This window comes from Microbacterium sp. CCNWLW41 (assembly GCF_037083505.1).
Map to the genome: position 1 here is coordinate 507831 of NZ_JBAOJP010000001.1, position 26343 is coordinate 534173.

Consider the following 26343-nt stretch of genomic DNA (forward strand, 5'->3'; position numbering starts at 1 on the left):
CCACTCGTGGTTGCTGTGTCACGAGTCGGTCTTGGTCTGGCGCGCGAATCTCGCGCGCCTCCGGCGGGCTGACGGTCCCGCCCGGTCGATGGGCGGACGGACGACGTCCGTCCGGGTGGGTCAGGCGGTGCCGACGGGGACGCCGGGCTCCGGCGCCGTCGCGCTCCGCGTCGCGCCGTCGTCCGACCCGGCGCCGTCCTGCGATGCCGCGGCGACACCACGGCGGCGCGTCCGGGGCACGGTCGGCGTGGCGAAGGCGGAGGTCAGCCGATCGAGGATCATCGCGATGATCACGATCGAGATGCCCGCCTCGAACCCCAGCCCGACGTTGATGCGGCCGATGGCCCGGGTGATCTCGCCGCCCAGCCCGCCGGCTCCGACGATGCCCGCGATGACGACCATCGACAGGCTGAGCATGATGATCTGGTTGACGCCGGCCATGATGCTGGGGCGTGCGAGCGGGAGCTGGATCTGACGCAGGATGCGCGCGGGGCTTGCGCCGAAGGCGTGGCCGGCTTCGACGACCTCCTGGTCGACGCCGCGGATCCCCAGCTCCGTCAGGCGGACGCCGGGAGCCAGGGCGAACAGGATCGTCGCGATCATGCCCGGCACCGCTCCGACGCCGAAGAAGATGATGGCGGGGATGAGGTAGACGAAGGCCGGCATCGTCTGGAGGAAGTCCAGGACCGGCCGCACCGCGCGCGAGACGTGCTCGTTTCCGGCGGCCCAGATGCCCACCGGCACGCTGATCGCGGTCGCGATGGCGGATGCCACGAGCACGAGCGCGAGGGTGTCCATGGCGTTGTCCCACTGATCCACCAGCACGATGAGGAGGAGTCCCAGCGCGGTGCCGATCGCGAGCTTCGCGCCCTTGACCCAGAACGCCAGCGCGGCGAACACCGCGATGATCACCCAGAACGGAGGCGTGACGAGAAGCCACGCCAAGCCGTCGTACACGGTGCCGAGAGCGACCGCGACGGCGTCGAAGAACCAGCCGAACGTGTCGCCGAGGAAGTCCACGAAGGCCTCGATCCAGGCCCCGAGGGGCAGTCGCAGAGTCTGCATCAGCGGGATCCCTCCGTCGTGATCGCCTCGGGGACGGCGACGCCCGCATCGGATGCCGCGTCGATGACCTCGAGGGTCTGGGTGATCTCGGCCACCGGCACGGTGGCGGGGGCCTCGATCACGGGGTTCTCCCGCGTGACGGCGGGGACGTTGCCGAGCGCCGCCAGCAGCGTCACGCGCGGGATGGTGCCGACGAGCCTGCCGCCGTCGTCGACGACGGCCACCGGGACCGGGCTCTCGACGGAACGCTCGACGACGCCGGTCAGCGCATCGTCGACGTGCACCACGGGGTGCGTGCGCGTCGCCAGCGTGCGCAGATCGGTGCGGCCGTCCTTCACCGCGCGGATGACCGCGCGGTCGGTGACGGTGCCGAGGAAGCGCCGGTTCTCGACGACCGCGACGGCGCCCACCTGCAGGTCGCGCATGACGCGCAGCGCGCCGCGGACGCCGGCGGTGACGGGGATCGTGGCGGCCGGCGGCGCCATGACGGAGCCTGCCGTCAGCACGCGGGCGCGATCGACGTCCTGCACGAACTGCGCGACGTAGTCGTTGGCCGGATCGGTGAGGATCTCCTCGGGCGTGCCGTTCTGGACGATGCGGCCGTCCCTCATGACGGCGATGCGGTCGCCGAGGAACATGGCCTCGTTGAGGTCGTGGGTGATGAAGACGATGGTGCGTCCCAGCTCGCGCTGCAGCTCGACGAGCTGCTCCTGCATCTCGCGGCGGATGAGCGGGTCCAGCGCAGAGAACGCCTCGTCCATCAGCAGGATGTCGGTGCCCGAGGTGAGCGCGCGGGCGAGGCCGACGCGCTGGCGCATGCCGCCCGACAGCTCGTCCGGCATCGCCTCGGCCCGGTCCTGGAGCCCGACCTTCTCGAGGATCTCGTGCGCCCGTGCACGACGCTCGTCGCGGGGGACGCCCTGGATCTCGAGGGCATACGCGGCGTTGTCGAGCACGGAGAGGTGCGGCAGCAGCGCGAAGTGCTGGAACACCATCGACACCGACCGCTGTCGGATGGAGCGCAGCGACTTCGCAGAGGCCCTCGTGACGCTCTGGCCCTGCACCAGCACGTCGCCCGCGGTGGGCGGCAGCAGGCCGTTGAGCATGCGGATGATGGTGGACTTGCCCGAGCCGGACAGGCCCATGATCACGAAGATCTCGCCCGGCTGGACGGTGAAGCTCGCGTCGATGACCGCGGCGGAGCCGGCGTCGGCCACATCGGCGCGGGTGGCCCCGGCGCGCAGCCGCCGCATCGCGTCACGGGGGTTGCGTCCGAAGACCTTGTAGAGGTTCTTCGCCTCGATGGCAGGCGGAAGTGTCACTGTGCACCTCGGCAGCTCCGGTGCAGGAAGCTGCATCGGTCGCGCCCGGGTGGCGGCCGCTCGGGCGGGCGGATGTCGGATCCGCCCCACGGCCGCCGACCGTACGCCCTCCGGTCTGACGCGCACTGGGGCATCACCGGAGACCGCGGACTGGTCGGGTAGCGGCCCGCGAAGGGCCTCATCCACCGTTTCACGGCTCACCGGTCGCTTCAAATTGGACATCGTCGCCGGGTGCTCGCTAGCCGCGCGCGCGTGATATCACCGCCACGGGCACCGGCATCCGGGTCTTGACATGCCGCCCTGTATGCTGGTTACTTAGTCAAGTAGGTAACCAATGAAGTCGAGGCGGGCGTGATCGAAGACGGACGGGCGATCTTCCTCCAGATCGCCGAGAGCGTGGAGGACTCGATCATCGACGGCAGCCTGGCCGAAGAGGCGCAGGCTCCCTCGACGAACGGGCTCGCCACGTTCTACCGCATCAACCCCGCCACCGCAGCGAAGGGGATCGCGATGCTCGCCGACAAGGGAGTGCTCTACAAACGGCGCGGCATCGGCATGTTCGTGGCACCGGGCGCGCGGGAGCTCCTCCTGCGGGAGCGCCGCGCGGCGTTCGCCGACCGGTTCGTCGACCCGCTGCTGGCCGAGGCCGGCAGGCTCGGGCTCGGCCCGGACGACCTCGCAGGACTGATCCGCGAGCGCGCCGCCGCGCAGCTCGCCACCATCACGGAAGGGACAGCACGATGACGACCGGGACGCACGTCATCGAGGTGAAGAATCTCACCAAGCGCTATCGCGACGTCGTCGCGGTGGACGACGTGAGCTTCACGATCGAGAAGGACACCATCTACGGCCTGCTCGGGCGCAACGGCGCGGGCAAGACGACGGTCATGTCGATCCTCACGGCGCAGAACTTCGCGACGTCCGGCGACGTGCGCGTGTTCGGCATGCAGCCGTACGAGAACGCCAAGGTGCTCTCGCGCATGTGCTTCGTGCGCGAGAGCCAGAAGTATCCCGACGACGCGCTGCCGCGGCACGCCTTCGAGACCGCACGCCTCTTCTTCCCGAACTGGGACCAGGAGCTGGCGGAACAGCTGGTGGACGACTTCCAGCTGCCGGTGAAGACGCGGATCAAGAAGCTTTCGCGCGGTCAGCTGTCGGCGGTCGGGGTGATCATCGGCCTCGCCTCGCGGGCCGAGATCACGTTCTTCGACGAGCCGTACCTGGGCCTGGACGCCGTCGCCCGCCAGATCTTCTACGACCGCCTCCTCGAGGACTACACCGAGCACCCGCGCACCGTGATCCTCTCGAGCCACCTGATCGACGAGGTGTCGAACCTCATCGAGCGCGTGCTGGTGATCGACCGCGGCCGGATCGTGATGGACGAGGAGACGGATGCCGTCCGCAACCGCGCCGCGAACATCGTGGGCGACGCGAGCGCTGTCGACGCGTTCGTCGCCGGGCGCCAGGTGATCCACCGCGAGAGCCTCGGGAATGTGGCATCCGTCACCGTCCTCGGCGCACTCACGCTCGCCGACCGCGAGCGGCTCGCCGCGACGGGTCTGGACGTGGCTCCGGTGTCGCTGCAGCAGCTGATCGTCCGCACCACACAGCACGCGACGTCGGGCGCCGCGGCGTCCGAGGAAGGAGCACTGCGATGAACCGCACCGTCAATGTCGTGCGCATGCAGCTGATCAACAAGCAGACCTTCGTCTGGGTCCCGTTGATCGTGCTCGGCGCGGCGTTCGCGATGTCGATCGCGATCTACGCGATCCTCAGCTCCTCGGGCCTTCCGGGCCCGTTCTACGGCGGCGGCTCGCAGGCTCCGCTGTGGGTGCTGCTGTTCGTGGGGATCGCGTCGCTGACGCTGACGTTCCCCTTCTCGCAGGCGATGAGCGTCACCAGGAGGGAGTTCTTCCTCGGCACGATGCTGGCCGCGGCGATCTGCGCCGCGCTGCTGGGCTCGGTGTTCGCCGTGGGCGGCATGATCGAGGAGGCGACGAACGGCTGGGGCCTGAACGGGTACTTCTTCGCCCTGGACTGGGTGGTCGAGGACGGCCCGCTGGGCGCGGCGTTCTTCTACTTCGTGATGGCGATGCTCATCTTCATGCTGGGCTTCTGGTCGGCGACCGTGTACAAGCGGTTCGGTCCGCTGATCCTGACGGTCATCTGGGTCGGCGTCGGCCTCGTGCTGCTGCTCGCCGTGTGGGCGATCACCCGCTTCGAGGTCTGGGGAGACGTCGTCTCGACGCTCGTGCAGCTCGGTGCCACGGGACTGGCGGCGTGGGGGCTCCTGCTCACCGTCGTGCTGGGCGGGCTGTCGTACCTCACTCTGCGTCGCACCGTCCCGTAGCAGGAGGGAGAGCGGATGCCGCCACCCGGCGTGGTCGCGCCGGGTGGCGGCGTCCGTCGTTCGCGGCGATGCGGTCAGCGGCTGTCGGCGACCTCGGTGTGGTGGCGGATCACCTCGGCCACCACGAAGTTGAACCACTTCTCGGCGAAGGCGGGGTCGAGGTCGGCCTGTTCGGCGAGGCTGCGCAGGCGCGCCACCTGCTGCTCCTCGCGCGCGGGGTCGGATGCCGGCATGCCGTGGTCGGCCTTGAGGTGACCGACCTGCTTCGTCGCCTTGAAGCGCTCCGCGAGCATGTACATCAGGGCGGCGTCGATGTTGTCGATGCTGCTGCGCAGCCGGGCCAGCGTCGCCGCGGGATCTTCGGTCATCAGGGGTCCTCCTCGCCCCTCGACGATACCCGAGGGCACCCGGCGCGCCCGCCGCCGATGACGTCACGCGATCGGCGTGAAGTCACCGTCGATCGCTCGTTCCCGCCGTCGGCGCGGGCCTAGAGTGTGACCATGACCGAGTCCTCGCCCTCTCTCGGCGCCACCGACGCACCGGCTGCCTCCCCTGCGCCCGCCGCGGCGCAGACGGACGGCCACGCGACCCGGCGGCCCGTCACCCCCGTGTCCGCCGAGGATCAGCAGCCCGTGTTCACCGGCGAGGCCCCCGCCGGGAAGACGTTCTGGGCGAATCTCAACAGCCCGTTCACCCTCGGCCTGCTCATCACCCTCGGCGGCCTCGCCGCGCTCGCGCTGGGCCTGGCCTTCTGGAACCTGTCGACGATCATCATCTACATCGTCTTCGCCCTGTTCGCCGCCCTGGGTCTGGACCCGGTCGTGCGCTGGTTCGGCCGGCACAAGGTGTCGCGGCCGTGGGCGATCGTGATCGTCTACACCGCGTTCGCGCTGGTGCTCGCGGCGGTCCTGCTGCTGGTGGTCCCGGCGCTCGTCGGGCAGCTCACCGCGTTCTTCCAGGACCTCCCGACGACCGTCGACGACTTCCAGCAGTCCGACTTCTACGCGTGGCTCACCACGACGTTCGGCGCGCAGGTCGGCGCGATCACCGACCAGGTCGAGCAGTTCCTCACCAATCCGGCGAACATCGCCGCGATCGGCGGCGGCGTGCTGAACTTCGCGGTCAACGTCGGGACGACGATCTCGGGCCTCATCATCGTGCTGGTGCTCAGCCTCTACTTCCTCGCCGGGCTCCCGGCCATGAAGGTCGCGTTCATCCGGTTCGCGCCCGCCCGCAACCGGGGGAAGGCCGGCGTCCTCACCGAGCAGATCACCGACTCCATCGGCGGCTACCTGATGGGGATGGTGATCCTCGCCTTCTGCAACTCGGTCGTGGCGTTCCTCCTGCACGCGTTCCTGGGTCTGCCCTTCCCGGCGTTGATGGCCGTGCTGGCCTTCTGCATCACGCTCATCCCGCTCATCGGCTCCGTGCTGTACTGGATCACGGCGACGGTGATCGCGCTGTTCACCGGCTGGGTGCCGGCGCTCATCTTCGCCGTCATCTATCTCGTCTACATGCAGCTCGAGGCGTATGTGCTCACGCCGCGCGTGATGAACAGGACCATCTCGGTGCCGGGAGCGCTCGTGGTGATCGGCGCCATGGTCGGCGGCACCCTGCTGGGACTGCTGGGCGCGCTCGTGGCGATCCCGGTGACCGCGTCGATCCTGCTCATCATCAAGCAGGTGTTCATCCCCCGGCAGGACGCCAAGCTCTGACGACGGCCGCGCCGCCGCCGCGTCAGCGGATCGCGACGATGCAGGTCGGCGAGGGCGCCGCCGCCCGGTGGCGCACGCGTCCGGGGACGCCGGTGCGGATGTCGAGGCTCAGCGAGGCGATCTCGTCGGAGCGCTGTCCGGCGACGAGGAGGGTGTCGCGCACCACCAGATGGTGTCGCGGCCAGTCCACGCCGGCGTCGACGAGCGCGACCGGCAGGACGGACTCGCCCGCGCCGCGGACCCGCAGCGCCGCGAGGGTGTTGCTGCCGCGCACGCCGGCGTAGAGGAACTCCCGGTCGTGCGACAGGGCGAGCTCGGCCGCGCTGTCGCCCGGGAGCGTCCCGGCGCCGAGCGGCGTGCCGGCCACGACGCGCCACGTCGCGGGGCCCGAGCCCGTCGCCGGCGGGAACGGCGCGAGCACGAAAAGCTCGCACGACAGCTCCGTGACGACGTAGAGATGCCCGCTCGGGTGCCACACCATGTGCCGCGGCCCGCTGCCCTTCGGCAGCGCCACCTGCTGGAGGGGCCGGAGCCCCTCGCCTGCGGTGCGCCAGAACCGCACCAGATCCAGGCCCAGGTCGGTTGTGGCGATCAGTCCGTCCGGCAGGAAGACGGTCTGGTGGGCTCGGGACAGGCGAGCGGATGCCTCATCCCCCGCGTCGTCCGCCGCCTCCCGGTCGTCCGCCGCCTCCCGGTCGTCCGCGACGTCGTGGTCGGGCACGAGGTGGGCGAACTCCGTCCCCGCCGCCGCGCGGAGGGCGCGGGCGGCCGCGGCCAGGTCGATGTCGCCCGCCGCGGGCTCCGACGATGCGCCCGGGCCGTACGGGTCGGCCGCGGCGGCCGCGAGGGTCGGCGACCCGGGCCGGCCGGCGGCATCCAGCTCCATCCGCACGACGCGTCCGTCGCCCCAGCAGGCGGAGACGAGGAAGCGTGCGTCGGGTGCGACCACGACGTGGCAGACCGCCTCACCGGCGGGAACCGGTGCGCCCAGCGGCACCAGCGTCGCCTCGCCGGTGCGCCGGAACGCCTGCACCTCGCCGCGGGCTTCCAGCGCCGCGTACACCACGTCGCCGCGCTCGATGCTGCCGGAGCCCGGATGCAGCGCGAGCCACGACGGCGAGTCGACGGCCGCGGCCTCCCCCGCGAAGGCCGGTGCGCCGCCGGCCGACGCCTCGTCGGCCGCACCGGCGAGCAGCACCCCGATCCCGGAGGCGCTGCCGTCCATGTCGGCGGTGTACCCGCCCAGCAGGAACCTCACCGGCTGCTCAGTCGATGAGGTCGTGACGGACGATCACCGCGTCGCGCGCCGCGCCGACGCCGATGACCGAGATGCGCGTGCCGCTCATCGCCTCGAGGGCGAGCACGTACTCCTGCGCCTGGATCGGAAGCTCGTCGAAGGTGCGGGCGCCCGAGATGTCCTGCTTCCAACCCGGGAAGTACTCGAGGATCGGCTTGGCGTGGTGGAAGTCGGACTGGTTGACCGGCACCTCGTCGAAGCGCTGCCCGTCGACGTCGTAGGCGACGCAGACCGGGATCCGGTCGAGGCCGGTGAGGATGTCGAGCTTGGTCAGCACGAGGTCGGTGATGCCGTTGATGCGGGTGGCGTAGCGGGTGATGGGCGCGTCGTACCAGCCGACGCGGCGCGGGCGGCCGGTCGTGGTGCCGAACTCGAAGCCGCGCGAGCGCAGGAAGTCGCCGTTCTCGTCGAACAGCTCGGTCGGGAACGGACCCGAGCCCACCCGCGTCGTGTACGCCTTGACGATGCCGACGATGCGATCCAGGCGGTTCGGGCCCACGCCCGAACCGGTCGCGGCGCCACCCGCCGTCGCCGACGACGACGTCACGAACGGGTAGGTGCCGTGGTCGACGTCGAGCATCGTGGCCTGACCGCCCTCGAACACGACGACGTCGCCCTCGTCCAGCGCCTCGTTCAGCAGGAGGCCGGTGTCGGCGACCATCGGCCGCAGCCGCTCGGCGTACCCCAGCAGATCGTCGACGATCTCGTCACACGTGATGGCGCGACGGTTGAAGACCTTGACCAGCAGGTGGTTCTTCTGGTCGAGCGCGCCCTCGACCTTCTGGCGCAGGATGTTCTCGTCGAAGAGGTCCTGCACGCGGATGCCGACGCGGTTGATCTTGTCGGCGTACGCCGGCCCGATCCCGCGACCGGTCGTGCCGATCTGGCGCTTGCCGAGGAACCGCTCGGTGACCTTGTCGAGCGTGCGGTGGTACTGCGTGATGATGTGCGCGTTCGCGCTCACGCGCAGGCGCGAGGTGTCGAGCCCGCGCGCGTGCAGCGCCTCGAGCTCGGCGAAGAGCACTTCGAGGTCGATCACGACGCCGTTGCCGATCACGGCGTTCACGCCGGGCGAGAGGATGCCGGAGGGCAGCAGGTGCAGCGCGTACTTCTCGTCGCCGATCACGACCGTGTGGCCGGCGTTGTTGCCGCCGTTGAACTTGACCACCCAGTCGGTGCGCTCACCGAGGAGGTCGGTGGCCTTGCCCTTGCCCTCGTCTCCCCACTGGACTCCGACGATCACGATGCCTGGCATGGGCTACTCCCCCGCTAGCGGACGGTTACACCCCATCCTATCGGGGCGGGCCGGGAGGGCCGGATGCCGAGGGCCGGATGCCGCGGGCCGGGGTCAGTGGAAGGGGCAGCGGGGCGTGGCATCCGTCGCCCGCACGCGTCCGCCCGACGCGGGCTTGGTCGGCAGTCGACGCCGGTCGACGCCGAGGCCGTCGCCGAGGATCGTGATGCGCGGATCGGAGAGCGTCGCGACGGCGGCGGCCAGCCCGGCGATCGCGAGCTTCTCACCCGGGCAGCGGTGGCCGGTGGCGACGGCGGCTCCGCCGTGGGGGACGAAGGCGGCGATGGCCTCGTAGTCGTCGACCCCCACGAAGCGCTCGGGGTCGAAGCTGCCGGCGTGCTCCCACGAGTGCGCGTCGAGGTCGGTGCCCAGGATGTCGAGCAGGACGCGACCGCCCGCCTCGACCCGGTGACCGTCCAGCTCGACGTCGGTCAGCGCCCAGCCCGGCAGGAACGGCACGAACGGGGCCGTGCGGCGGATCTCCTGCGCGAAGGCCGTCGCCAGCGTGCCCCCGACGAGCGTGCCGCGCCCCTCGGTCTCCGCCGCGATGCGGGAGCGCCACTCCGGCCGGTCGTGCAGCTCCTTCGCGGCGAACGCGACGAAGCGCGCCACCGCGATCATCGGGCGGAAGCTGTTCTGCAGCTCGACGCCGGCGAGCTTCGCGGGCAGGAGCGCCCCGTCGCGGTCGCGGTGCTCCGCCCACGCGCGCAGGGCCGAGCCGTCCGGTGCCGCCAGTCGACCGGCCCGCACCGCCTCGATGAGCTGCGCGGCGTGCCGGTCGGACCACCACCGGTTGATCCTCGCCATCACGTAGCCGGGTGAGTACGGCGCGCCGAAGCCGTCGACGATCTGCGCCTGGCGCTGCGCCCAGCGGGTCTGCGCGGCCGGGGTGCCCGGAATACCTGCCCAGCGCATGATCGCGCGGCCGAGCGCGCCGACCGCCGCATCGTACGCGCTGCGGCGCTCGCCTCCGATCCACGCGGCCAGCTCGGCCTGCCACTCCCGCTCGAGGAGCGGGAGGATGCGCCGGACCTCGACGTCCTCGTAGAGCACGGCGACGAACGTCGCCTTGCGGTGCCGATGCTCCTCGCCGTCGAGGCTGTGGACGGACGCGTGACCGAAGAGGGTCTCCTGCACGAAGGCGGGCATCGCGCCGTGCCGCCTGATGAGCCGCTCGTCGTAGAAGAGGGCGACTCCCTCCGCGCCGCGGACGAGCAGGGCGTCACGGCCGAGCAGCCGCATCGGCGCGGACCGGGCGCCCTCGCGCACCCGCTGCCAGACGTGCTCGCCGAGGTCGTAGCCGCGGGTGAGCAGACCGATCGCGTCGTCGAGGAGGGGGCCGCTGCCGAGCTCGTCGCCGTGCGGGCGGCCGTGCGGGGTCGGTGGTGTCACGGGAGGGGCCATGGGGTCAGGGTGTCAGGCCCGCGCGGGAGGAGGCAGGGGCTGTGATGTCGGCGGCCGCTGTGCTACCGGCGCCGTGGATGAGCCGCAGCCTGCGGCATCCGTCGCCGATGCGGCGCTCGCCCGCGAGCGATGAAGCTCCGCCCTCGACGGGTCCGAACCGCCGGATGTAAGCGCTTGTAGGAGTTGTCCCCCGAACGGCGGACGCGTTGTGGACTTCACACAAAGCGTCGACACGGATGAGCGTTTTCCGCGCTGTCCGCGGGCCAATCTTTGCCACCTCGGGCCTCCACCGCGAGTACACCGGTGCTCGGGGAGACGACACGCACCCGCGTGGAGTCGAAAGGGGTTGGGGAAATGCACTGGGCATGGTTCCGAATCGCAGCGGCGATCACCGGATTCTCCGGGGTCGTCGCCGGATTCATCGTCAACGTGGATCGCGCAGCGCGTCAGGGGCAGAGCCTCGGCGACGTGCTGGCGAACTACTTCAGCCTGTTCACGATCGTGTCGACGTCGCTCAGCGTCGTCGCACTGCTCGTGGCCGCATCATGGGCGATGCGGCACCCGGGCTCGAGCCGCGAGCCGCTGGGCATCGCGCTCGCCGTCGCCGCCGTCACAGGACCGATCCTGCTGCTCGGCCTCGTCTACAACATCCTCCTGCGGGGCCTGCCGTCGGCCGTCGCGCTCGGCGACTCCGTCGGCATCGCGATGCTCGACAAGTACGCCGTCGAGGTGCTGCACGTGGTGCTGCCGATCTACTTCCTGCTGGACCTGCTGCTCGCGCCGCGCCGCCGCGCGCTGCCCTGGTGGTCGCTGGGCGTGCTGGTCGGCTACCCGCTCGTGTGGACGACCTACACGATGATCCGCGGCGAGCGCGTCGGGAACCCGGACGGCACCACGCCGTGGTGGTACCCGTATCCGTTCCTCGACCCGCACGGTGCGGGCGGGTACGCGTCGGCGTTCGTCTACATCGGGGCGATCCTGGTGGGATTCCTCGCGATCGGCACGGCGATCGTCCTCATCGGCCGGTACCGGGAGCGACGGGCCACCCGTCACCGCGCGCCGGCCACCCGCGGACCGCTGGTGGTGTGAGGACATGCGTGCGAGGCATCCGGATGCCGCTCAGTAGACTTGTCATCCATGTCGAAGGTCCTCCAGTCCCTGCCCGTCGGCGAACGCGTCGGCATCGCCTTCTCGGGAGGACTTGACACCTCCGTGGCCGTGGCGTGGATGCGCGACAAGGGCGCCATCCCGTGCACCTACACCGGCGACCTCGGTCAGCCCGACGAGGACGACATCGGCTCGATCCCCGACCGCGCCCTCACGTACGGCGCCGAGATCTCACGCCTCGTGGACTGCAAGCCGGCCCTCGTCGAGGAGGGCTTCGGCGCGCTCGCGTGCGGCGCGTTCCACATCCGCTCCGGCGGGCGCACCTACTTCAACACCACCCCGATCGGCCGGGCCGTCACCGGAACGCTGCTCGTGCGTGCCATGAAGGAGGACGGCGTCGACATCTGGGGCGACGGCTCCACCTACAAGGGCAACGACATCGAGCGGTTCTACCGCTACGGGCTCCTCGCGAACCCCGCGCTGCGCATCTACAAGCCGTGGCTCGACGCCGACTTCGTCACGGAGCTCGGCGGCCGCAAGGAGATGAGCGAGTGGCTCGTCGAGCACGGCTTCCCCTACCGCGACGCCGCCGAGAAGGCGTACTCGACCGACGCCAACATCTGGGGCGCCACCCACGAGGCGAAGACGCTCGAGCACCTGGACGTCTCGCTCGAGACCGTCGAGCCGATCATGGGCGTGCGGTTCTGGGATCCCGCCGTCCAGATCGAGGCCGAGGACGTCACCGTCACGTTCGATGCGGGCCGCCCGGTCGCGCTCAACGGCAAGGAGTTCGCCGACCCCGTCGAGCTCGTCTTCGAGGCCAACCGCATCGGCGGCCGCCACGGCCTCGGCATGAGCGACCAGATCGAGAACCGCATCATCGAGGCGAAGTCGCGCGGCATCTACGAGGCCCCGGGCATGGCGCTGCTGTTCACGGCCTACGAGCGCCTGGTCAACGGCATCCTCAACGAGGACACCCTCGCGACGTACCACGAGCAGGGCCGCCGGCTCGGCCGCCTGATGTACGAGGGCCGCTGGCTCGAGCCGCAGTCGCTCATGCTGCGCGAGTCGATCCAGAAGTGGGTGGGCTCGACCGTCACCGGCTCGGTCACGCTGCGGCTGCGCCGCGGCGAGGACTACACGATCCTCGACACCACCGGCCCGCGCCTGTCGTACCACCCCGAGAAGCTCTCGATGGAGCGCGTCGGCGACGCGGCGTTCGGGCCGACCGACCGCATCGGGCAGCTGACGATGCGCAACCTCGACATCGCCGACTCGCGCGTCCGCCTCGAGTACTACGCGTCGAAGGGCCTCATCGGCGGCGCGACCGGCGAGCTCGTCGGGCACCTCACGCAGGGCGAGGCGGGCGAGATCACCGAGCGTGCCGAGCAGTACAGCGCCGAGCAGGAGGAGCTGGCCGAGGCGACGGATGCCGCGTCCGAGGCCGCGGCCTTCGACTCCGGCACCGACTGACGCGGCGGCCGCGGCCGGTCCCGCACACCCCCGGCGGTGCGGCGGCGACGCGGTGCGCCGGTGGTGGCGGGTGCGATTCGGCACCGGCGTGATTCGGGGTTAGCATGCGATCGGTGAGCACGCGACCCGACGCGTGCGGCACCCGATTCCGCGATGCCCGACACCGCGTACCCGCAGCCAACGCCCGGAAAGACTTTCGATGTCGAAGCCTGAACCCTCTCCGTACGCCGTCGACGACACCGTCCCCCGGCGGTCGGTCGGGCGGACCATCGGCATCACGCTCTACGGCATCGTCGCGGGCATCGTGGTGATCGCGCTGATCGCCGTCGGCTTCGTCGTCTACACCGCGCAGCGCTCCTTCCCCACACTGAGCGGGGAGGTGACCGCGTCGGGCCTGGACGACGAGGTGACGGTGCAGCGCGACGCGCTCGGCATCCCGACCATCACGGCGTCGTCGTCGCACGACCTCTTCTTCGCCCAGGGCTACGTCCACGCGCAGGACCGCTTCTGGGAGATGGACTTCCGCCGCCACGTGACGAGCGGCCGACTGTCCGAGCTGTTCGGCGAGTCGCAGCTCGGCACCGACACCTTCCTGCGCACGCTCGGCTGGCGGGCGATCGCCGAGCAGGAGGTGGAGGCGCTCGATGACACCGAGCGCGCGTACTACGAGGCCTACGCCGAGGGCGTGAACGCGTACCTCGCCGAGAACGACGGCGCCGACGCCTCGTTCGAGTACGCCATCCTGGGACTGCAGAACCCCGACTACCGGATCGAGCCGTGGACGCCCGCCGACTCCGTGGCCTGGCTGAAGGCGATGGCCTGGGACCTCCGCAGCAACATCGAGAGCGAGACGGAGCGCGCCGTGATCGCGCCCGACCTCGCCGAGGCGCAGATCGACGAGCTGTATCCGGCCTACCCGTACGACCGGCATCCCGTCATCGTGCCGAAGATCTCCGCCGTACCGGAGGTCGGGACGGCGCCCGACGTCGTCGCCGAGGGTGAGACGGATGCCGCCGACGCCGACGCGGACGCCGACACCTCGGCGATCGAGTGGACCGAGGTCGACAGCGTCCTCGAGGCCGTGGGCGAACTCGTGGGCGATGCGGGCGAAGGCATCGGCTCGAACTCGTGGGTCGTCTCGGGAAGCCTCACCGACACCGGGATGCCGCTGCTCGCGAACGACCCGCACCTCGGCGCGTCGCTGCCGAGCGTGTGGCACCAGATCCAGCTGCGCTGCGAGACGGTCGGCGACGAGTGCCCCTTCGACGTCGCCGGCTTCAGCTTCTCGGGACTGCCCGGCGTGATCATCGGCCACAACGACCGCATCGCATGGGGGTTCACCAACCTCACCACCGACGTCACCGACCTCTACCTCGAGAAGGTGCAGGGGGACTCGTACTGGTACGACGGCGCGCTCGTGCCGCTGGAGACGCGCACCGAGACGTTCCAGGTGGCCGGTGGCGACGACGTCGAGGTCGAGGTGCGATCCACCGTCAACGGACCGATCGTCTCGGGCCTCACCGAGGACTTCACGGCGATCGCCGACGCGCCCTACACCGGCACCGCTGACGCCGTCACGGCGCCGGCCGGTGCGCCCGAGGGCGACTACGCGGTGAGCCTGCGGTGGACGGCGCTGCAGCCGGGCACCACGGCATCCGCCATCTTCGCCCTCAACGCGGCGCGGGACTTCGACGACTTCCGTGGCGCGGCGGCGCTCTTCGACGTGCCGGCGCAGAACCTCATCTACGCCGACGTCGACGGCAACATCGGGTACCAGACGCCCGGAAAGCTCCCGATCCGCGGCGCGGGCGACGGTGCGATGCCCCAGCCCGGCTGGGACCCGGCCTACGCCTGGAAGGGCTTCATCCCGTTCGAGGACCTCCCGGTGTCCTACAACCCGACCGACGGCTACATCGTGACGGCGAACAACGCCGTCGTGGCCGACGACTACTCCTATCCGCTGACGACGGACTGGGACTACGGGTGGCGCGCCGCGCGCATCGACGAGCTGATCCAGCGCGCGATCGCCCAAGGCCCGATCACCGCGACGGACCTCCGCGACATCCAGGCCGACAACTACTCCTTCATCGGCATGCGCCTGACCGCCGCGTACGCCGATGTCACCACGGGAGACGACGACACCGACGCCGCCCTGGCGCTGCTGCAGGAGTGGGACGCGCAGAACAGCGCCGACTCGGCGGCCGCCGCGTACGCCAACGTGCTGTGGGACACGCTCGCCGAGAACGTCTTCGTGACCGGGCGCGAGAGCCCCGCGCCGTTGAGCGGTCAGGGGCGCCTGTTCCTCGTCATGGACACGATGCTCGACGACGAGACGTCGACGTGGTGGACGAACGAGGAGCTGGGCGTGGACGGCATGACCGACATGCTCAAGCGCTCCGCGATCGACGCCTACGAGCACCTGGTCGAGCTGCAGGGCGACAACCCCACGCGCTGGAACTGGGGGGCGCTGCACGCCCTCCCGCTCGTGAGCGACTCCTTCGGCTCGTCGGGCATCGCGCCGATCGAGTGGCTCTTCAACCGCGGTCCGTTCCCGGTGGGCGGCGGCTCGTCGGTATCCAACGCCACCGGCTGGGACCTCGGCGGGGGCTTCGAGACCGTCACCGTTCCGTCGATGCGCATGATCGTCGATCTGGGCGACTTCGACGACTCCCGGTGGAACCAGCTGACCGGTCAGAGCGGCCACGCGTTCCACACCAACTACACCGACCAGGTGGAGTCGTGGCAGAAGGCGGAGCTGACGCCGTGGGCCTACACCGAGGACGCGGTCGATGCGGCGACCACCGACACGCTCGTGCTGAAGCCCTGACGCCCCGGCGCGGCTGCGGACTCAGCCGCCGGCCGCGGGCGGGGTGCGCTGGGAGTCGGCGAGCTCGTCGACCAGGAGCCCTGCCTCGTCGAAGGTGCCGTTGCGGTACGCCTGCCGGCCCACCATGTGCGCCGACAGGGGCGCGGTCGCCAGCTGGATGAGGACGACCGGCACGAGGAAGGCCACCACCGGCCACGACCGCAGTGACAGCGCGATGGCCAGGCAGATGAGGATGAGGCCGAGCACCTGCGGCTTGGTGGCCGCGTGCAAGCGCGTCGGCACGTCGCGGAACCGCAGCAGGCCGATCGCGGCGGTCAGGCACAGCAGCGCGCCGGCGAGGATCAGGATCAGGGCGATCCAATCCAGGACGACGGTGGGCTCCATCGCGGTCTCCATCAGCGATCCGGGTCCCTTCTCGCGACGAACCGGGCGATCGACACCGAGCCGAACACGCCGACCGCCGCGATGATCAGCAGCACCGGGAGCGTGCGGGTGTGCTGGTTGATCGCCATCTCGGCGCCGAGCACGCACAGCACCAGCGTGAGGAGGACATCGGATGCCACGGCCCGGTCGAGGATCGACGGCCCGATCACGATGCGCCACAGGGTCAGCAGCGCCGCCGCGGCGAAGACGACGTAGATGACGATCAGCAGCACGTTCATCGGGCGCCTCCCTCGGTGCGCTTCTCGGTCGCGGTCACCTTCGTGCGCACACCGTCGGCCCTCCGCACCGCCCGCAGCTGGGCGCGCGACCCGGCCGCGCGCACGATGCGGGCCTCCCAGCGCAGCACGCTCTCGCGCTGCCGCTCCACGGCGGCGGCGTCGCGCACCCCGATCACGTGCAGATAGAGGATGCGGCGGTCGCGATCGGCGTCGACGATGAGCGAGCCGGGGATGAGCGATGCCGTGACGCCGGTGTGGGTCATGATGAGGTCGTCGTCGGTGCGCAGCTGCACGGCGATGATCGCGGCGCCGGGCTGCCGGCGGACGTCGAGCACCTGCCAGGCCACCGTGAGCGAGCCCCGCAGCACCGCCAGCAGGAACTCCAGGATGAACACGAACCCCCACCACAGGTTGAGGCGGCCGGACAGCTCGACGGGCGGCAGCCGGAAGACGCGCGCCACGATGAGCGCCGCGACCAGTCCGGTGAGGAACGCCAGCCACGTGAACTGGCCCCACAGCAGCATCCACAGCGCGATGAGCCAGGCGAAGAACGGCAGCTGCCGCCACGCCGTGGCCAGGCTCCGGCGGAAGGCGCTGCGGGGTGCGGTGCGGGTGCGGTCGGCGGTCACGGCGTCCCCTCCGTCACCTGCACGTCATCCTCCAGCTGCGTGAGCGAGACGGGCTCGAGCAGCGCCTCGCCGATGCGTGTGCACACGTCGTACAGCGGGCCGGCGAAGACCGTGAGCGCGACCGTCACCGCCACCATGCCGGTGGTCGCCGCGGTCATGATCTTCGGGATGACCCGGCGCTCGGTCTCGACGCCCGCCGCCGGGGAGGCGCCCAGGTACGAGATGCGCGCCTCGGTCTCGGCGGAGTCGTCGTCCTCGCGCCAGAACGACAGGTTCCAGGCCCGCATGAGGGCGTAGAGGGTGAGCAGGCTGGTGAGGATGCCGCCCACCATGAGCACCATCATGATCGGCGTGCCGACCTGCGCGGCGGCGTCGAAGAGGGCGAACTTGCCGATGAAGCCGGAGAAGGGCGGCAGCCCGCCCAGGTTGACGGCCGGGATGAAGTAGAGCACCGCGATCACCGGCGCCGCCTTCATGAGCCCCTTGACACGCAGGATCGAGGTCGAGCCGGCATCGCGCTCGACGAGACCGACCGCGAGGAAGAGGGTGGTCTGGACCACGATGTGGTGGACCATGTAGTAGATGGTCGCGCCGATCGCCGCCGGTGTCGCGATCGCGAGCCCGAAGATCATGTAGCCGATGTGGCTGACGAGCGTGAACGAGAGGATTCGTTTGAGCTCGGCCTGCGCGACCGCGCCGAGCACGCCGACGATCATCGTCGCCAGCGCCACCCACATCAGCAGATCGTTCACGTCGTTGTCGAGGAACAGCTCGGTCTCGGTGCGGATGATCGCGTAGACGCCGACCTTGGTCAGGAGGCCCGCGAACACCGCGGTCACCGGCGCCGGCGCCGTCGGGTAGGAGTCCGGCAGCCAGAACGACAGCGGGAAGACGGCGGCCTTGATGCTGAACGCCAGCAGCAGCATGAGGTGCAGGATCGTCTGGGTCTCCTGCGGCAGCTCGCGCACGCGCTCGGAGATCTGCACCATGTTCACCGTGCCGAGGGCGCCGTAGATCATGGCGATCGCGGCGAGGAACAGGATGGACGAGACCAGCGAGACGACGATGTACACCACGCCGGTGCGGATGCGGGACTCGGTCGAGCCGAGCGTGATGAGCACGTACGAGGCGACGAGGAGGATCTCGAACCCGACGTAGAGGTTGAACAGGTCGCCGGCGATGAACGCGTTGAAGATGCCGGCGCCCAGGATGAGGTACGACGGGTGGAAGATCGACACCGGGGTCTCGTCGTCGCCGTCGGCGGCGCCCTGGCCGACCGAGAAGAGCAGGACCGCCAGGAGCACGACGCTCGAGACCATCACGAGCAGCGCCGCCAGCCGGTCCACGTACAGCACGATCCCGAACGGGATGGGCCACCCGCCGACCGACACCGCGATCGGCAGGTCGCCGACGTCGACGACGTACAGCAGGACGGCCGCGACGACGGTCACCGCGGTGAGCGTCACCACCGACACGGCGACCTGGGTCCTGCGGTGGCGGCCCGCGATCAGCGCGACGGCCGCGCCGAGGAGCGGCAGCGTCACCAGGAGCGGGACCAGGGCCGGGGCGAACTGGGTCATGCGTCACCGCCCCTGTCGCCGCGCCCTCGGTCCGCCGGGCGGTCGACCGGCGCGTCGTCGCGGACGCCGGCGACGTCGCGCGCCCCGAGGATCGTGATCGGCGCGGTGGCCGTGCCCACGAAGTCCGTGGTGGCGTCGTCGTCGGCGTCTTCGATCTCGGTCTCTTCGTCCATCGTGTCTTCGGTCTCGGCGGCACGCTCGCGCACCTCGATGTCGGCGGCGTCGTCGGTGACGGTGTCGGCCTGGCCGAGCTGCCACGAGCGGTAGATCAGAGCCAGCAGGAAGGCAGAGACGGCGAACGTGATGACGATGGCGGTCAGCGTGAGCGCCTGCGGCAGCGGGTCCGACATCTCGTCGACGCTCCCCGAGCCGAAGAAGGGCGCCACTCCCGGCTCGCCCATGACGATCAGCAGCAGGAGGTTCGCGGCGTTGCCCAGCAGCAGGAACCCGATGAGCACGCGCGTGAGACTGCGCTCGAGCATCGCGTAGACGCCGCACGCGAAGAGCACCGCCATCACGATGATGAGCACGAGCGACACGTTCACGAGACGCTCACCCCCTGCGCGGCGGGCGACTCCAGCGCCTGGCGGTCGACCTCGGCGCCGAGGCTGCGCAGCACGTCGAGCACGAGGCCGATGACGACGAGGTAGACCCCGACGTCGAAGATCGTCGACGTGACGAACTCCACGTGCCCGAGCACCGGGAGCTCGGCCTCCCAGAACTGGCTGGTGAGCGGGGCCTCGCCGAAGAACAGCGGGACGATCGCACACGCCACGGCGATCGTCATGCCGGCGCCCAGGAGGCGCCCGGCGTCGGTGGGCGCGGCGGCCCCGAGCTCGTAGCGACCGCCGGCGATGTAGCGCATGACGAGCGCCATGCCCGCGACGAGTCCGGCGGCGAATCCGCCGCCGGGGAGGTTGTGGCCGGCGAAGAGCAGGTACAGCGACACGATGACGATCGTGTGGAAGAGGATCCGCACGATCACCTCCAGCATGATCGAGCGGTTCTCGGGCCGCACGCGCTGACCGCCCACGAGCCAGGCCATCCGTCCGCTGCCGCGGGCGTCCTCGCGCTGCTTGAGACCGTCGGAGGTCTCGACGAGCGGGCGGCGGGCGCGCGTCGCCCCGCTCGGCAGCGGCTGGATGAAGCGCGAGAGCGTGTCGGCGCGGTGGGTCACGAAGACGAGGGATGCCACGCCCGTCGCCGCGAGGATCAGCACCGAGAGCTCGCCCATCGTGTCCCAGCCGCGCAGGTCGACCAGCGCGACGTTCACGACGTTCCTGCCGTGGCCGATCTCGTACGCGAGGTCCGGGAAGGCGCCGGAGATCGGCTCCTGGACGCGGGCTCCGGTGGCGACGATCGCCACGAGCGCCATCGTGACGCCGACGGCGGCGCCCAGGACGGCGCGGGCCACCGGCCAGACCGAGGCGTTGTGCTCGCCGAGGCGGGACGGGATGCGGCGGAGCACGAGCGCGAAGGCGACGAGCGTCACCGTCTCGACGAGGATCTGGGTGAGCGCCAGGTCGGGTGCGCCGCTCGTCGCGAACAGCAGCACCATGCCCAGGCCCGTGACCGACACCAGGACGACGCCGGTGTAGCGCTTGCGCGCGCGGACGGCGATGAGCCCGGCCGCGATCATGAGCGGCGCCACGAACAGCTGGGTCGGGGTGTGGTACGCGTCCAGCTGCGCCTGCCACTCGTCGCTCGCGATGAGCGCGGTGGCCTCGGCCGCGACGAAGACCACGAAGATCGTGCCCACGTAGACGGGCAGCGAGCCGCGCTGCGTCATGCTCGTCGTCACCACCGACAGTCGCGCCACGCCGCGCAGCGTCGCGTTGTAGGCGTCGGCGGCCGTGAAGGGGAGCAGGCGCTTCGCCGGGCGCCAGCCGCGCGTGAGCGCGAAAACCAGCACGCCGACGACGATCGTGGCCAACGAGATCCCCAGCGCGGGCTCGAGACCGTGCCACAGCGCGAGGTGGGCAGGGTGCTCGGGAGCGGCCACACCGGGCGTCGCGGGCGGAGCCTGATCCGCGTACGGCGCGAACGCCTCATCCAGCCACGGCGTGGCGATTCCGGCGACGACGGTGAGCGCGGCGAGCAGGATCGGGGCCACCAGGAAGCCGATCGGCGGGTCGGGCCATTCCGTCTCGGGCAGACGGTCGCCGCCCGGCTCGCGCTTCGTCCAGAACGCGCCCCAGAGGAAGCGGATGCCGTAGGCCGCGGTCAGCACGGACCCGAGGGCGATCCCCGCCAGCGCGACGACGCCCCAGACGGCGCCGCCCTGCGCCTCGAACAGCAGCGCCGTGAGCACGCCCTCCTTCGCGACGAATCCGATGGTGGGCGGGAGCCCCACCATCGAGGCCACGGCGATGATCGAGAACGTCGCCATCACGGGTGCCCGCCGCCCGACGCCGGAGAGCTCGGTGAGGTCGCGGGTGGAGAGCTGACGGTCGAGGACACCGACGACGAGGAACAGTGCCGACTTGAACAGCGCGTGACTCAGCAGGAGCGCGAGGCCCGCGAGGGCGGCATCCCGCGTCCCGTAGCCGAGCACGACGGCGAGCATGCCGAGCTGGCTCACGGTGCCGAAGGCGAGCACGCGCTTGAGGTCGGTCTCGCGGAGCGCCTGGAACCCGCCGAGGAGCATCGTGAAGACCCCGAGGGCGATGACGATCGGTCGCCACGTGGGCGCGATCGCGAACACCGGCGCGAGCCGGGCGATGAGGTAGATACCGGCCTTCACCATGGCCGCCGCATGCAGGTAGGCGCTGACCGGGGTGGGCGCCGCCATGGCGCCGGGAAGCCAGAAGTGGAAGGGGAAGATCGCGGACTTGCTCAGCGCGCCGACCAGGATCAGCACGAGGGCCGCGTCCACGATGGGCCCCGTCGGTGCCTGCGAGAGGATGGCCGAGATGCTCGAGGTGTTGGCGTCGACGACGAGCAGGACGACGCCGATCAGCATCACCAGACCGCCGAGGGTCGTGACCAGCAGCGCCTGCAGTGCGGCACGGCGGCTCGCCGCCCGGCGGTTGTAGTACCCGATGAGCAGGTACGACAGCACGCTCGTGACCTCCCAGAACATCACGAGCACGACGAGGTCGTTGGTGAGCACCAGGCCGTACATCGCGCCGGCGAAGGCCAGCAGGACGGCCGCGAACTGCCCGAGGTTCTCCTTCTTGTCGCGGAAGTACCAGCGGCAGTAGATCATCACGAGCGCGCCGACGCCGGTGACCACGAGGGTCATGAGCCAGGAGAGCGTGTCCATGCGCAGCGACATGTCGATGCCGAGCGGCGGGATCCAGGCGTATGACTCGAACGGAATGTCCCCGGCCAGGACGGCCGGCGACATCGCCGCCGCGTGCGCGAATCCGGCGATCGGAAGGATCGCGGCGAGGTAGAAGGCCGAGGCGCCGAGGCGTGCCACCAGCCATGGCAGCAGGATCGGGAGGACCGCGAACGCGCCGAGAACGAGGAGCATTCAAGCCTCCTCTGGTCGTCGGCCGCGCTGGACGTCAGGGGACGGCGCGAGTCAAGGCGATCGGGGTGTCGTGGACCATCCTACCGGCCCGGCTTGCCCGCCCGGGCGGATGCCGTGCGAGGAATGACCTCCCGGGAGCCCGGCGAGCGCACTACTCCGTGGGTGCCGGCCCCGTGGTGTTCCCCTCGCGGAACGTGCACGTGAAGCGGATCGACGCCGCGGGCGCGCCCTCCAGCATGGCGGCGACCGCCGCGCCCGCGGCCCGGCCCTTGTCGGTCGCGGGCTGCACGAGGGTCGTGAGGTCGTAGGGAGCCAGTCCGTCGACGACGATGCCGTCGAACCCGGTCACGCTGACGTCCTCCGGCACGCGGAGCCCCGCCTCCTCGGCGGCCCTGATCACCCCGGCCGCGAGCAGGTCGCTCTGCGCGATGACGGCGGTCGGACGGCGGTCGGGATCGGCGAAGATCTCCCGGCCGGCGGCCAGCCCCTCGTCGATGAAGCTGCCGGCGGCGGCGTAGGCGGCGGCATCCGGGAACACGTCCAGCGCCCCGGCGAGCCGCTCGCGGGTCACGTCGACCGTGATCCCGGTGTCGTCGTGCAACCAGCCGCGCTGCCAGCCCGCCCGCGCGGGCAGGGCGACCACGACGGCCCTGCGGTGGCCGAGCGCGCGCAGGTGGCTGGCGGCCTGGCGCTGCGCCTCGCGGTTGTCCAGGCCGATGCGGGGGACGTCGTCTCCGGCATCCCCCTCGATGACGACGACGGGGATGCGGCGCGCCTTGACGGTCTCGAGCGACTCCCGCAGCAGTCCGCTGCAGCCGATGAGCACGGCGGCGTCCAGCGGCGCCGTGGTCAGGGACGGCCCGCCGCCCGTCGGCTCGTGGTCGCGCAGCAGCAGGAGCCCTGCTCCGAGCGGCGTGACCGCATCGGCCAGGCCGTCCATCATGAGCGTCTTGACCGGGTCCTGGAACGCCGTGCCGAGGTGCTCCTCGAAGACGACGCCGACGATCCCGGAGCGGCCGCGCCGCAGCGACGCCGCCCGGGGATCAGGACCGGTGTAGCCGAGGGATGCCGCGGCGTCGAGCACGCGCCGGCGCGTGGCATCCGACACCGGCGTCTTGCCGCTGAAGACCACCGACGCCGTCGACGGCGAGACGCCGGCCTCGCGGGCGACGTCCGAGATGGTGGCACGGCGCGTGCCGGAGTCGTGTCGGGTCATGTCGTGACGATCGTAGCCCGTGCCGCTCGGGCGGTCGAATCGATTCGAGGAATGCCGGAGGGACTCGGTACCCTGTGCTGATGGACTCCCTGCTCACCCGAACGCAGCTCGTCGCCTGGCGCACCGCGATCTTCACGATCTTCTTCGTCACCGGCCTCGGCTTCGCCTCGTGGGCATCGCGTCTGCCGGCGGTCAAGAACGATCTCGGCATCAATGACCTGCAGGTCGGCATCCTGCTCTTCGTCGCGGGCGCCGCGTCCATCGTCGGCCTCTCCCTCGCCAACGTCATCGTCGTGCGCTGGGGAGCCCGCCGCGGGATGATCGCCACCATCATCACCTTCTCGCTCGGCGTCGCGGTCGTCGGCGTGGGCGTGCAGACGATGGAGTCGTACGCGATCACCGCCGTCGGACTCGGGCTCATGGGCATCGGCATGAGCGCGACAGACGTGATGATGAACGTCGAGGCCGCGGCGGTCGAGCAGGCCTTCGAGCGCACCCTCATGCCCCTCTTCCACGCCTTCTTCAGCATCGGCACGGTCGTGGGCGCAGGGATCGGGGTGGCCATGGCGGCATGGCAGGTCGGCGTCGGCTGGCACCTGTGGGCGATCGGCGTGCTGGTCCTCGCCGCTGGGCTGTTCTCGCTGCGCGCGGTCCCCTCGCGGGAGATCGTCCACGACGATCCCGCGACGAAGGCGACCCGGCGCGAGCGGATCGCCGAAGCGCTCTCCGTGTGGCGCGATCCGCGCACGTACGCCATCGGCGCGATCATGCTCGGCATGGCGTTCGCAGAGGGCAGCGCCAACGACTGGCTCACGATCGCGATGGTCGACGGCCACGATCAGACCGAGGCCGTCGGCGCGGTCGCCCTCACCGTCTTCTCGGTGGCGATGACGGTCTTCCGCATCCTCGGCGGCCCGCTCGTCGATCGCATCGGGCGCGTGTGGACGCTGCGGATCCTGGCGGTCGCCGCGGCCGTGGGCCTGGTGATGTTCATCCTGGCGCCCTCGCTGCCCATCGCGTTCATCGGCGTGGCGCTGTGGGGCGCCGGCGCCTCCCTCGGCTTCCCCCTCGGCATGTCCGCGGCGGCAGACGATCCCGCCAAGGCCGCGGCATCCGTCTCGGCCGCCGCCACGATCGGCTACCTGGCGTTCCTGTGCGGGCCGCCGATCCTCGGCTGGATCAGCCACGAGATCGGCCTACTGCCGACCCTCTGGATCATCGTGGGTCTCATCGTGATGTCGGGACTCGCCTCGGGCGCGGCGAAGCCGATCGCCGGATCGCACGTCGGCGCCGGCCACGCGCACCGGTGATGGTGCAGGGCCGGGCGGTCGCCCGGCGTCTCTAGAGGCGGTCGGCGACCGTCGCCGCGACCGTCAGCCACGCATCCCGCGTCTCGGGGGCGAGGGCGTCGAAGTCGATCGGCCCGCCGTCCACCAGGGACGGGTCGAACGGCGCGCTGACGACCGCCGACGTGACCTGCTCGAAGTGACGCGAGAGGCGCGTCTCGAGGCGGCGGTCCGGGCGTGAGGACGGCGCGGTGAGCACGGTCACGGCGTCGTCGATCTTGTCGCCGAACCCCTTCTCGCGCAGCCCGTCCAGCAGCCAGGCGGCACTGGCGGCGGTGTCCTCGCGCACCGTCGAGACGATCACCAGCTGGTCGGCCGCGGCGACGGCGGCCACCCAGTTGGAGGCGCGCATGTTGTTGCCGGTGTCGACGATCATGAGGCGGTAGTACCTGCGGAGCAGGGCGTGCAGCCGGTCGAATGCCGCCGAGTCGATCGTCGAGGATGCCGCCGCGTCCTCGTCGGACGCCAGGACGTCGAAGCGCGCGTCGACCTGCGTGCGCACGTACGTGTCGAGCGCCGCGAGGCTCGAGCCCTGCGGATTCCAGAACTCGTCGAGATCGGCGAGCAGGTCCACGGCGGTCCGGTGATGGGGCGCGTTCTGTGCGCGCCAGCCCAGCGTGCCGCGGGTCTCGTTGTTGTCCCAAGCCAGGGTCGCGCCGCCGCGGAGCGTGCCGAACGTCGCCGCGAGCAGCAGGGTGCTCGTGGTCTTGTGCGCCCCGCCCTTCGGGTTGAGCACGACGATCGTGCGCGGGGCGTCGAGGCGTCGCTGCACCCGCTTCACGCGGTCGAGCCGCTCCTGCTCGGCGCGGCCCGGCGCCGGCGAGACCAGGCCGCCGGTGGCGCGGCGGATGACGCCCTGCCATCCCTCGGTCGCGCGCGGGCGGGTGCTGCTGCCGCCGCGCGACTCGAGCAGGTCCTGGACGGTGGGCCGCGCGGGGCCGCGGCTGTCACTCCCCGCGCGCACCGGGGAGTCAGCGGGGGTCGCCGGCACAGCGGGGATCGCCGGCACGGCGGACGTCGCCGGCACAGCAGGGGTCGCCGGCACAGCGGGCGTCGCCGGCACAGCGGGGGTCGCCGGCACAGCGGGGGCCGGCACAACGGGGGCAGGTACGGCCGAGATCGGCGTGGCGGCGGCCGGCACGCCGGACACCGGGAGGGGGGCGGTCGACGCGCGGGGCGTCGGCTCCGCCTCGTCCTCGGAGTCGGCGAGGTCGCCGACGGCGATGCGCCCGGTCTTGGGCGTGGCGGGGTCGAGGGACTCCGCGTAGGTGCCGTCGGGGTGCACCACGAGCGGCCAGCGGGACGCGCCCTCGACGAGCGTGGCCTGTGCCGGCTCGCCCGACGAGGCGGCGAGCTGGCGCATCTCCTCGACGATCCGGTCGCGCAGGGCGCGGGGGTCGGGGGCGACGACCTCTTCGACCTCGGTGCCGACGTGCAGTTCGGCGACGGTGCTGGAAAGGATGTGCACGGTCGCATCGGGGTGACGCGAAGTCATCGGTTCTCCTCCGGGAGGGCGGAATCAGGCGCCGGCGGCACGGTGGGGCGGCCGCCGATCGGTGGGGGCAGGCGGTGGGCGCG

Annotated in this window: 22 protein-coding genes; 8 read left to right on the plus strand and 14 right to left on the minus strand. The window is 71.1% G+C overall.

Features of this window, described 5'->3' with window-relative positions; translation table 11 throughout:
* Nucleotides 1-120: 120 nt before the first annotated feature.
* Nucleotides 121-1065 carry an ABC transporter permease gene (locus tag V6R91_RS02180; protein ID WP_336393950.1) on the minus strand — a complete coding sequence of 315 codons (945 nt, stop codon included), beginning with the start codon at nucleotides 1063-1065 and terminating at the stop codon, nucleotides 121-123.
* Nucleotides 1065-2423 carry a quaternary amine ABC transporter ATP-binding protein gene (locus tag V6R91_RS02185; protein ID WP_442928088.1) on the minus strand — a complete coding sequence of 453 codons (1359 nt, stop codon included), beginning with the start codon at nucleotides 2421-2423 and terminating at the stop codon, nucleotides 1065-1067. Before V6R91_RS02185 ends, V6R91_RS02180 begins: the two co-directional genes overlap by 1 nt.
* A 315-nt stretch (nucleotides 2424-2738) precedes the next feature.
* On the opposite strand from V6R91_RS02185, the gene V6R91_RS02190 reads away from it, so the two are divergent.
* From V6R91_RS02190 to V6R91_RS02200, 3 genes are read left to right on the plus strand one after another with little or no spacing between them, the layout of a single operon-like run.
* The gene (locus V6R91_RS02190; protein WP_336393952.1) at nucleotides 2739-3131 is read left to right on the plus strand and encodes a GntR family transcriptional regulator; all 393 of its coding nucleotides are present in this window, start codon (nucleotides 2739-2741) and stop codon (nucleotides 3129-3131) included.
* Entirely contained in the window at nucleotides 3128-4045 is a 918-nt protein-coding gene (locus tag V6R91_RS02195; RefSeq protein ID WP_336393953.1) for an ABC transporter ATP-binding protein, read from the plus strand. Before V6R91_RS02190 ends, V6R91_RS02195 begins: the two co-directional genes overlap by 4 nt.
* Complete coding sequence (locus V6R91_RS02200) at nucleotides 4042-4737, plus strand: hypothetical protein (protein WP_336393954.1); 696 nt, start codon at nucleotides 4042-4044, stop codon at nucleotides 4735-4737. Before V6R91_RS02195 ends, V6R91_RS02200 begins: the two co-directional genes overlap by 4 nt.
* Nucleotides 4738-4811: 74 nt before the next feature.
* Here V6R91_RS02200 and V6R91_RS02205 read toward each other — a convergent pair whose 3' ends face one another.
* Nucleotides 4812-5105 (minus strand): chorismate mutase, encoded by a 294-nt coding sequence (locus V6R91_RS02205; RefSeq protein WP_336393955.1) that lies wholly within the window; start codon nucleotides 5103-5105, stop codon nucleotides 4812-4814.
* Nucleotides 5106-5237: 132 nt separating this feature from the next.
* Here V6R91_RS02205 and V6R91_RS02210 point away from each other — a divergent pair, with 132 nt between their 5' ends.
* Nucleotides 5238-6452 (plus strand): AI-2E family transporter, encoded by a 1215-nt coding sequence (locus V6R91_RS02210; RefSeq protein ID WP_336393956.1) that lies wholly within the window; start codon nucleotides 5238-5240, stop codon nucleotides 6450-6452.
* Nucleotides 6453-6474: 22 nt separating this feature from the next.
* Here V6R91_RS02210 and V6R91_RS02215 read toward each other — a convergent pair whose 3' ends face one another.
* The 3 genes from V6R91_RS02215 to V6R91_RS02225 all read right to left on the minus strand — a co-directional run bounded on the left by V6R91_RS02215 (nucleotide 6475) and on the right by V6R91_RS02225 (nucleotide 10447).
* On the minus strand, nucleotides 6475-7710 hold the full coding sequence (locus V6R91_RS02215; RefSeq protein ID WP_336393957.1) for a lactonase family protein: 1236 nt from the start codon (nucleotides 7708-7710) through the stop codon (nucleotides 6475-6477).
* A gap of 7 nt (nucleotides 7711-7717) precedes the next feature.
* The gene (locus V6R91_RS02220) at nucleotides 7718-9004 is read right to left on the minus strand and encodes an adenylosuccinate synthase (RefSeq protein ID WP_336393958.1); all 1287 of its coding nucleotides are present in this window, start codon (nucleotides 9002-9004) and stop codon (nucleotides 7718-7720) included.
* 93 nt (nucleotides 9005-9097) lie between these two features.
* Nucleotides 9098-10447, minus strand: a complete 1350-nt coding sequence (locus V6R91_RS02225) for a cytochrome P450 (RefSeq protein ID WP_336393959.1) — start codon at nucleotides 10445-10447, stop codon at nucleotides 9098-9100.
* Nucleotides 10448-10801: 354 nt separating this feature from the next.
* Here V6R91_RS02225 and V6R91_RS02230 point away from each other — a divergent pair, with 354 nt between their 5' ends.
* From V6R91_RS02230 to V6R91_RS02240, 3 genes are all read left to right on the plus strand, one after another.
* Nucleotides 10802-11536, plus strand: a complete 735-nt coding sequence (locus tag V6R91_RS02230; protein ID WP_336393960.1) for a Pr6Pr family membrane protein — start codon at nucleotides 10802-10804, stop codon at nucleotides 11534-11536.
* A 48-nt stretch (nucleotides 11537-11584) separates the two neighbouring features.
* Complete coding sequence (gene argG / locus V6R91_RS02235; protein ID WP_336393961.1) at nucleotides 11585-13027, plus strand: argininosuccinate synthase; 1443 nt, start codon at nucleotides 11585-11587, stop codon at nucleotides 13025-13027.
* A 199-nt stretch (nucleotides 13028-13226) separates the two neighbouring features.
* Nucleotides 13227-15854, plus strand: coding sequence for a penicillin acylase family protein (locus tag V6R91_RS02240; RefSeq protein WP_336393962.1), 2628 nt, complete (start codon nucleotides 13227-13229; stop codon nucleotides 15852-15854).
* Between the two features lie 21 nt (nucleotides 15855-15875).
* Here V6R91_RS02240 and mnhG read toward each other — a convergent pair whose 3' ends face one another.
* The 7 genes from mnhG to V6R91_RS02275 all read right to left on the minus strand — a co-directional run bounded on the left by mnhG (nucleotide 15876) and on the right by V6R91_RS02275 (nucleotide 23419).
* Nucleotides 15876-16250, minus strand: coding sequence for a monovalent cation/H(+) antiporter subunit G (mnhG, locus tag V6R91_RS02245; protein WP_336393963.1), 375 nt, complete (start codon nucleotides 16248-16250; stop codon nucleotides 15876-15878).
* Complete coding sequence (locus tag V6R91_RS02250) at nucleotides 16250-16516, minus strand: monovalent cation/H+ antiporter complex subunit F (RefSeq protein WP_336393964.1); 267 nt, start codon at nucleotides 16514-16516, stop codon at nucleotides 16250-16252. The genes mnhG and V6R91_RS02250 overlap by 1 nt, the downstream gene beginning before the upstream one ends.
* Nucleotides 16513-17145 carry a Na+/H+ antiporter subunit E gene (locus V6R91_RS02255; RefSeq protein ID WP_378879374.1) on the minus strand — a complete coding sequence of 211 codons (633 nt, stop codon included), beginning with the start codon at nucleotides 17143-17145 and terminating at the stop codon, nucleotides 16513-16515. Before V6R91_RS02255 ends, V6R91_RS02250 begins: the two co-directional genes overlap by 4 nt.
* On the minus strand, nucleotides 17142-18725 hold the full coding sequence (locus V6R91_RS02260; RefSeq protein WP_336393965.1) for a Na+/H+ antiporter subunit D: 1584 nt from the start codon (nucleotides 18723-18725) through the stop codon (nucleotides 17142-17144). Before V6R91_RS02260 ends, V6R91_RS02255 begins: the two co-directional genes overlap by 4 nt.
* On the minus strand, nucleotides 18722-19270 hold the full coding sequence (locus tag V6R91_RS02265) for a Na(+)/H(+) antiporter subunit C (RefSeq protein ID WP_336393966.1): 549 nt from the start codon (nucleotides 19268-19270) through the stop codon (nucleotides 18722-18724). Before V6R91_RS02265 ends, V6R91_RS02260 begins: the two co-directional genes overlap by 4 nt.
* Entirely contained in the window at nucleotides 19267-22203 is a 2937-nt protein-coding gene (locus V6R91_RS02270; RefSeq protein ID WP_336393967.1) for a Na+/H+ antiporter subunit A, read from the minus strand. Before V6R91_RS02270 ends, V6R91_RS02265 begins: the two co-directional genes overlap by 4 nt.
* Before the next feature lie 151 nt (nucleotides 22204-22354).
* Nucleotides 22355-23419 carry a LacI family DNA-binding transcriptional regulator gene (locus V6R91_RS02275; protein ID WP_336393968.1) on the minus strand — a complete coding sequence of 355 codons (1065 nt, stop codon included), beginning with the start codon at nucleotides 23417-23419 and terminating at the stop codon, nucleotides 22355-22357.
* 80 nt (nucleotides 23420-23499) lie between these two features.
* On the opposite strand from V6R91_RS02275, the gene V6R91_RS02280 reads away from it, so the two are divergent.
* Complete coding sequence (locus tag V6R91_RS02280) at nucleotides 23500-24729, plus strand: MFS transporter (protein WP_336393969.1); 1230 nt, start codon at nucleotides 23500-23502, stop codon at nucleotides 24727-24729.
* A gap of 31 nt (nucleotides 24730-24760) precedes the next feature.
* On the opposite strand, the gene V6R91_RS02285 is transcribed toward V6R91_RS02280, so the two are convergent.
* Nucleotides 24761-26260, minus strand: a complete 1500-nt coding sequence (locus V6R91_RS02285; protein ID WP_336393970.1) for a chromosome partitioning protein — start codon at nucleotides 26258-26260, stop codon at nucleotides 24761-24763.
* Nucleotides 26261-26343: the final 83 nt, after the last annotated feature.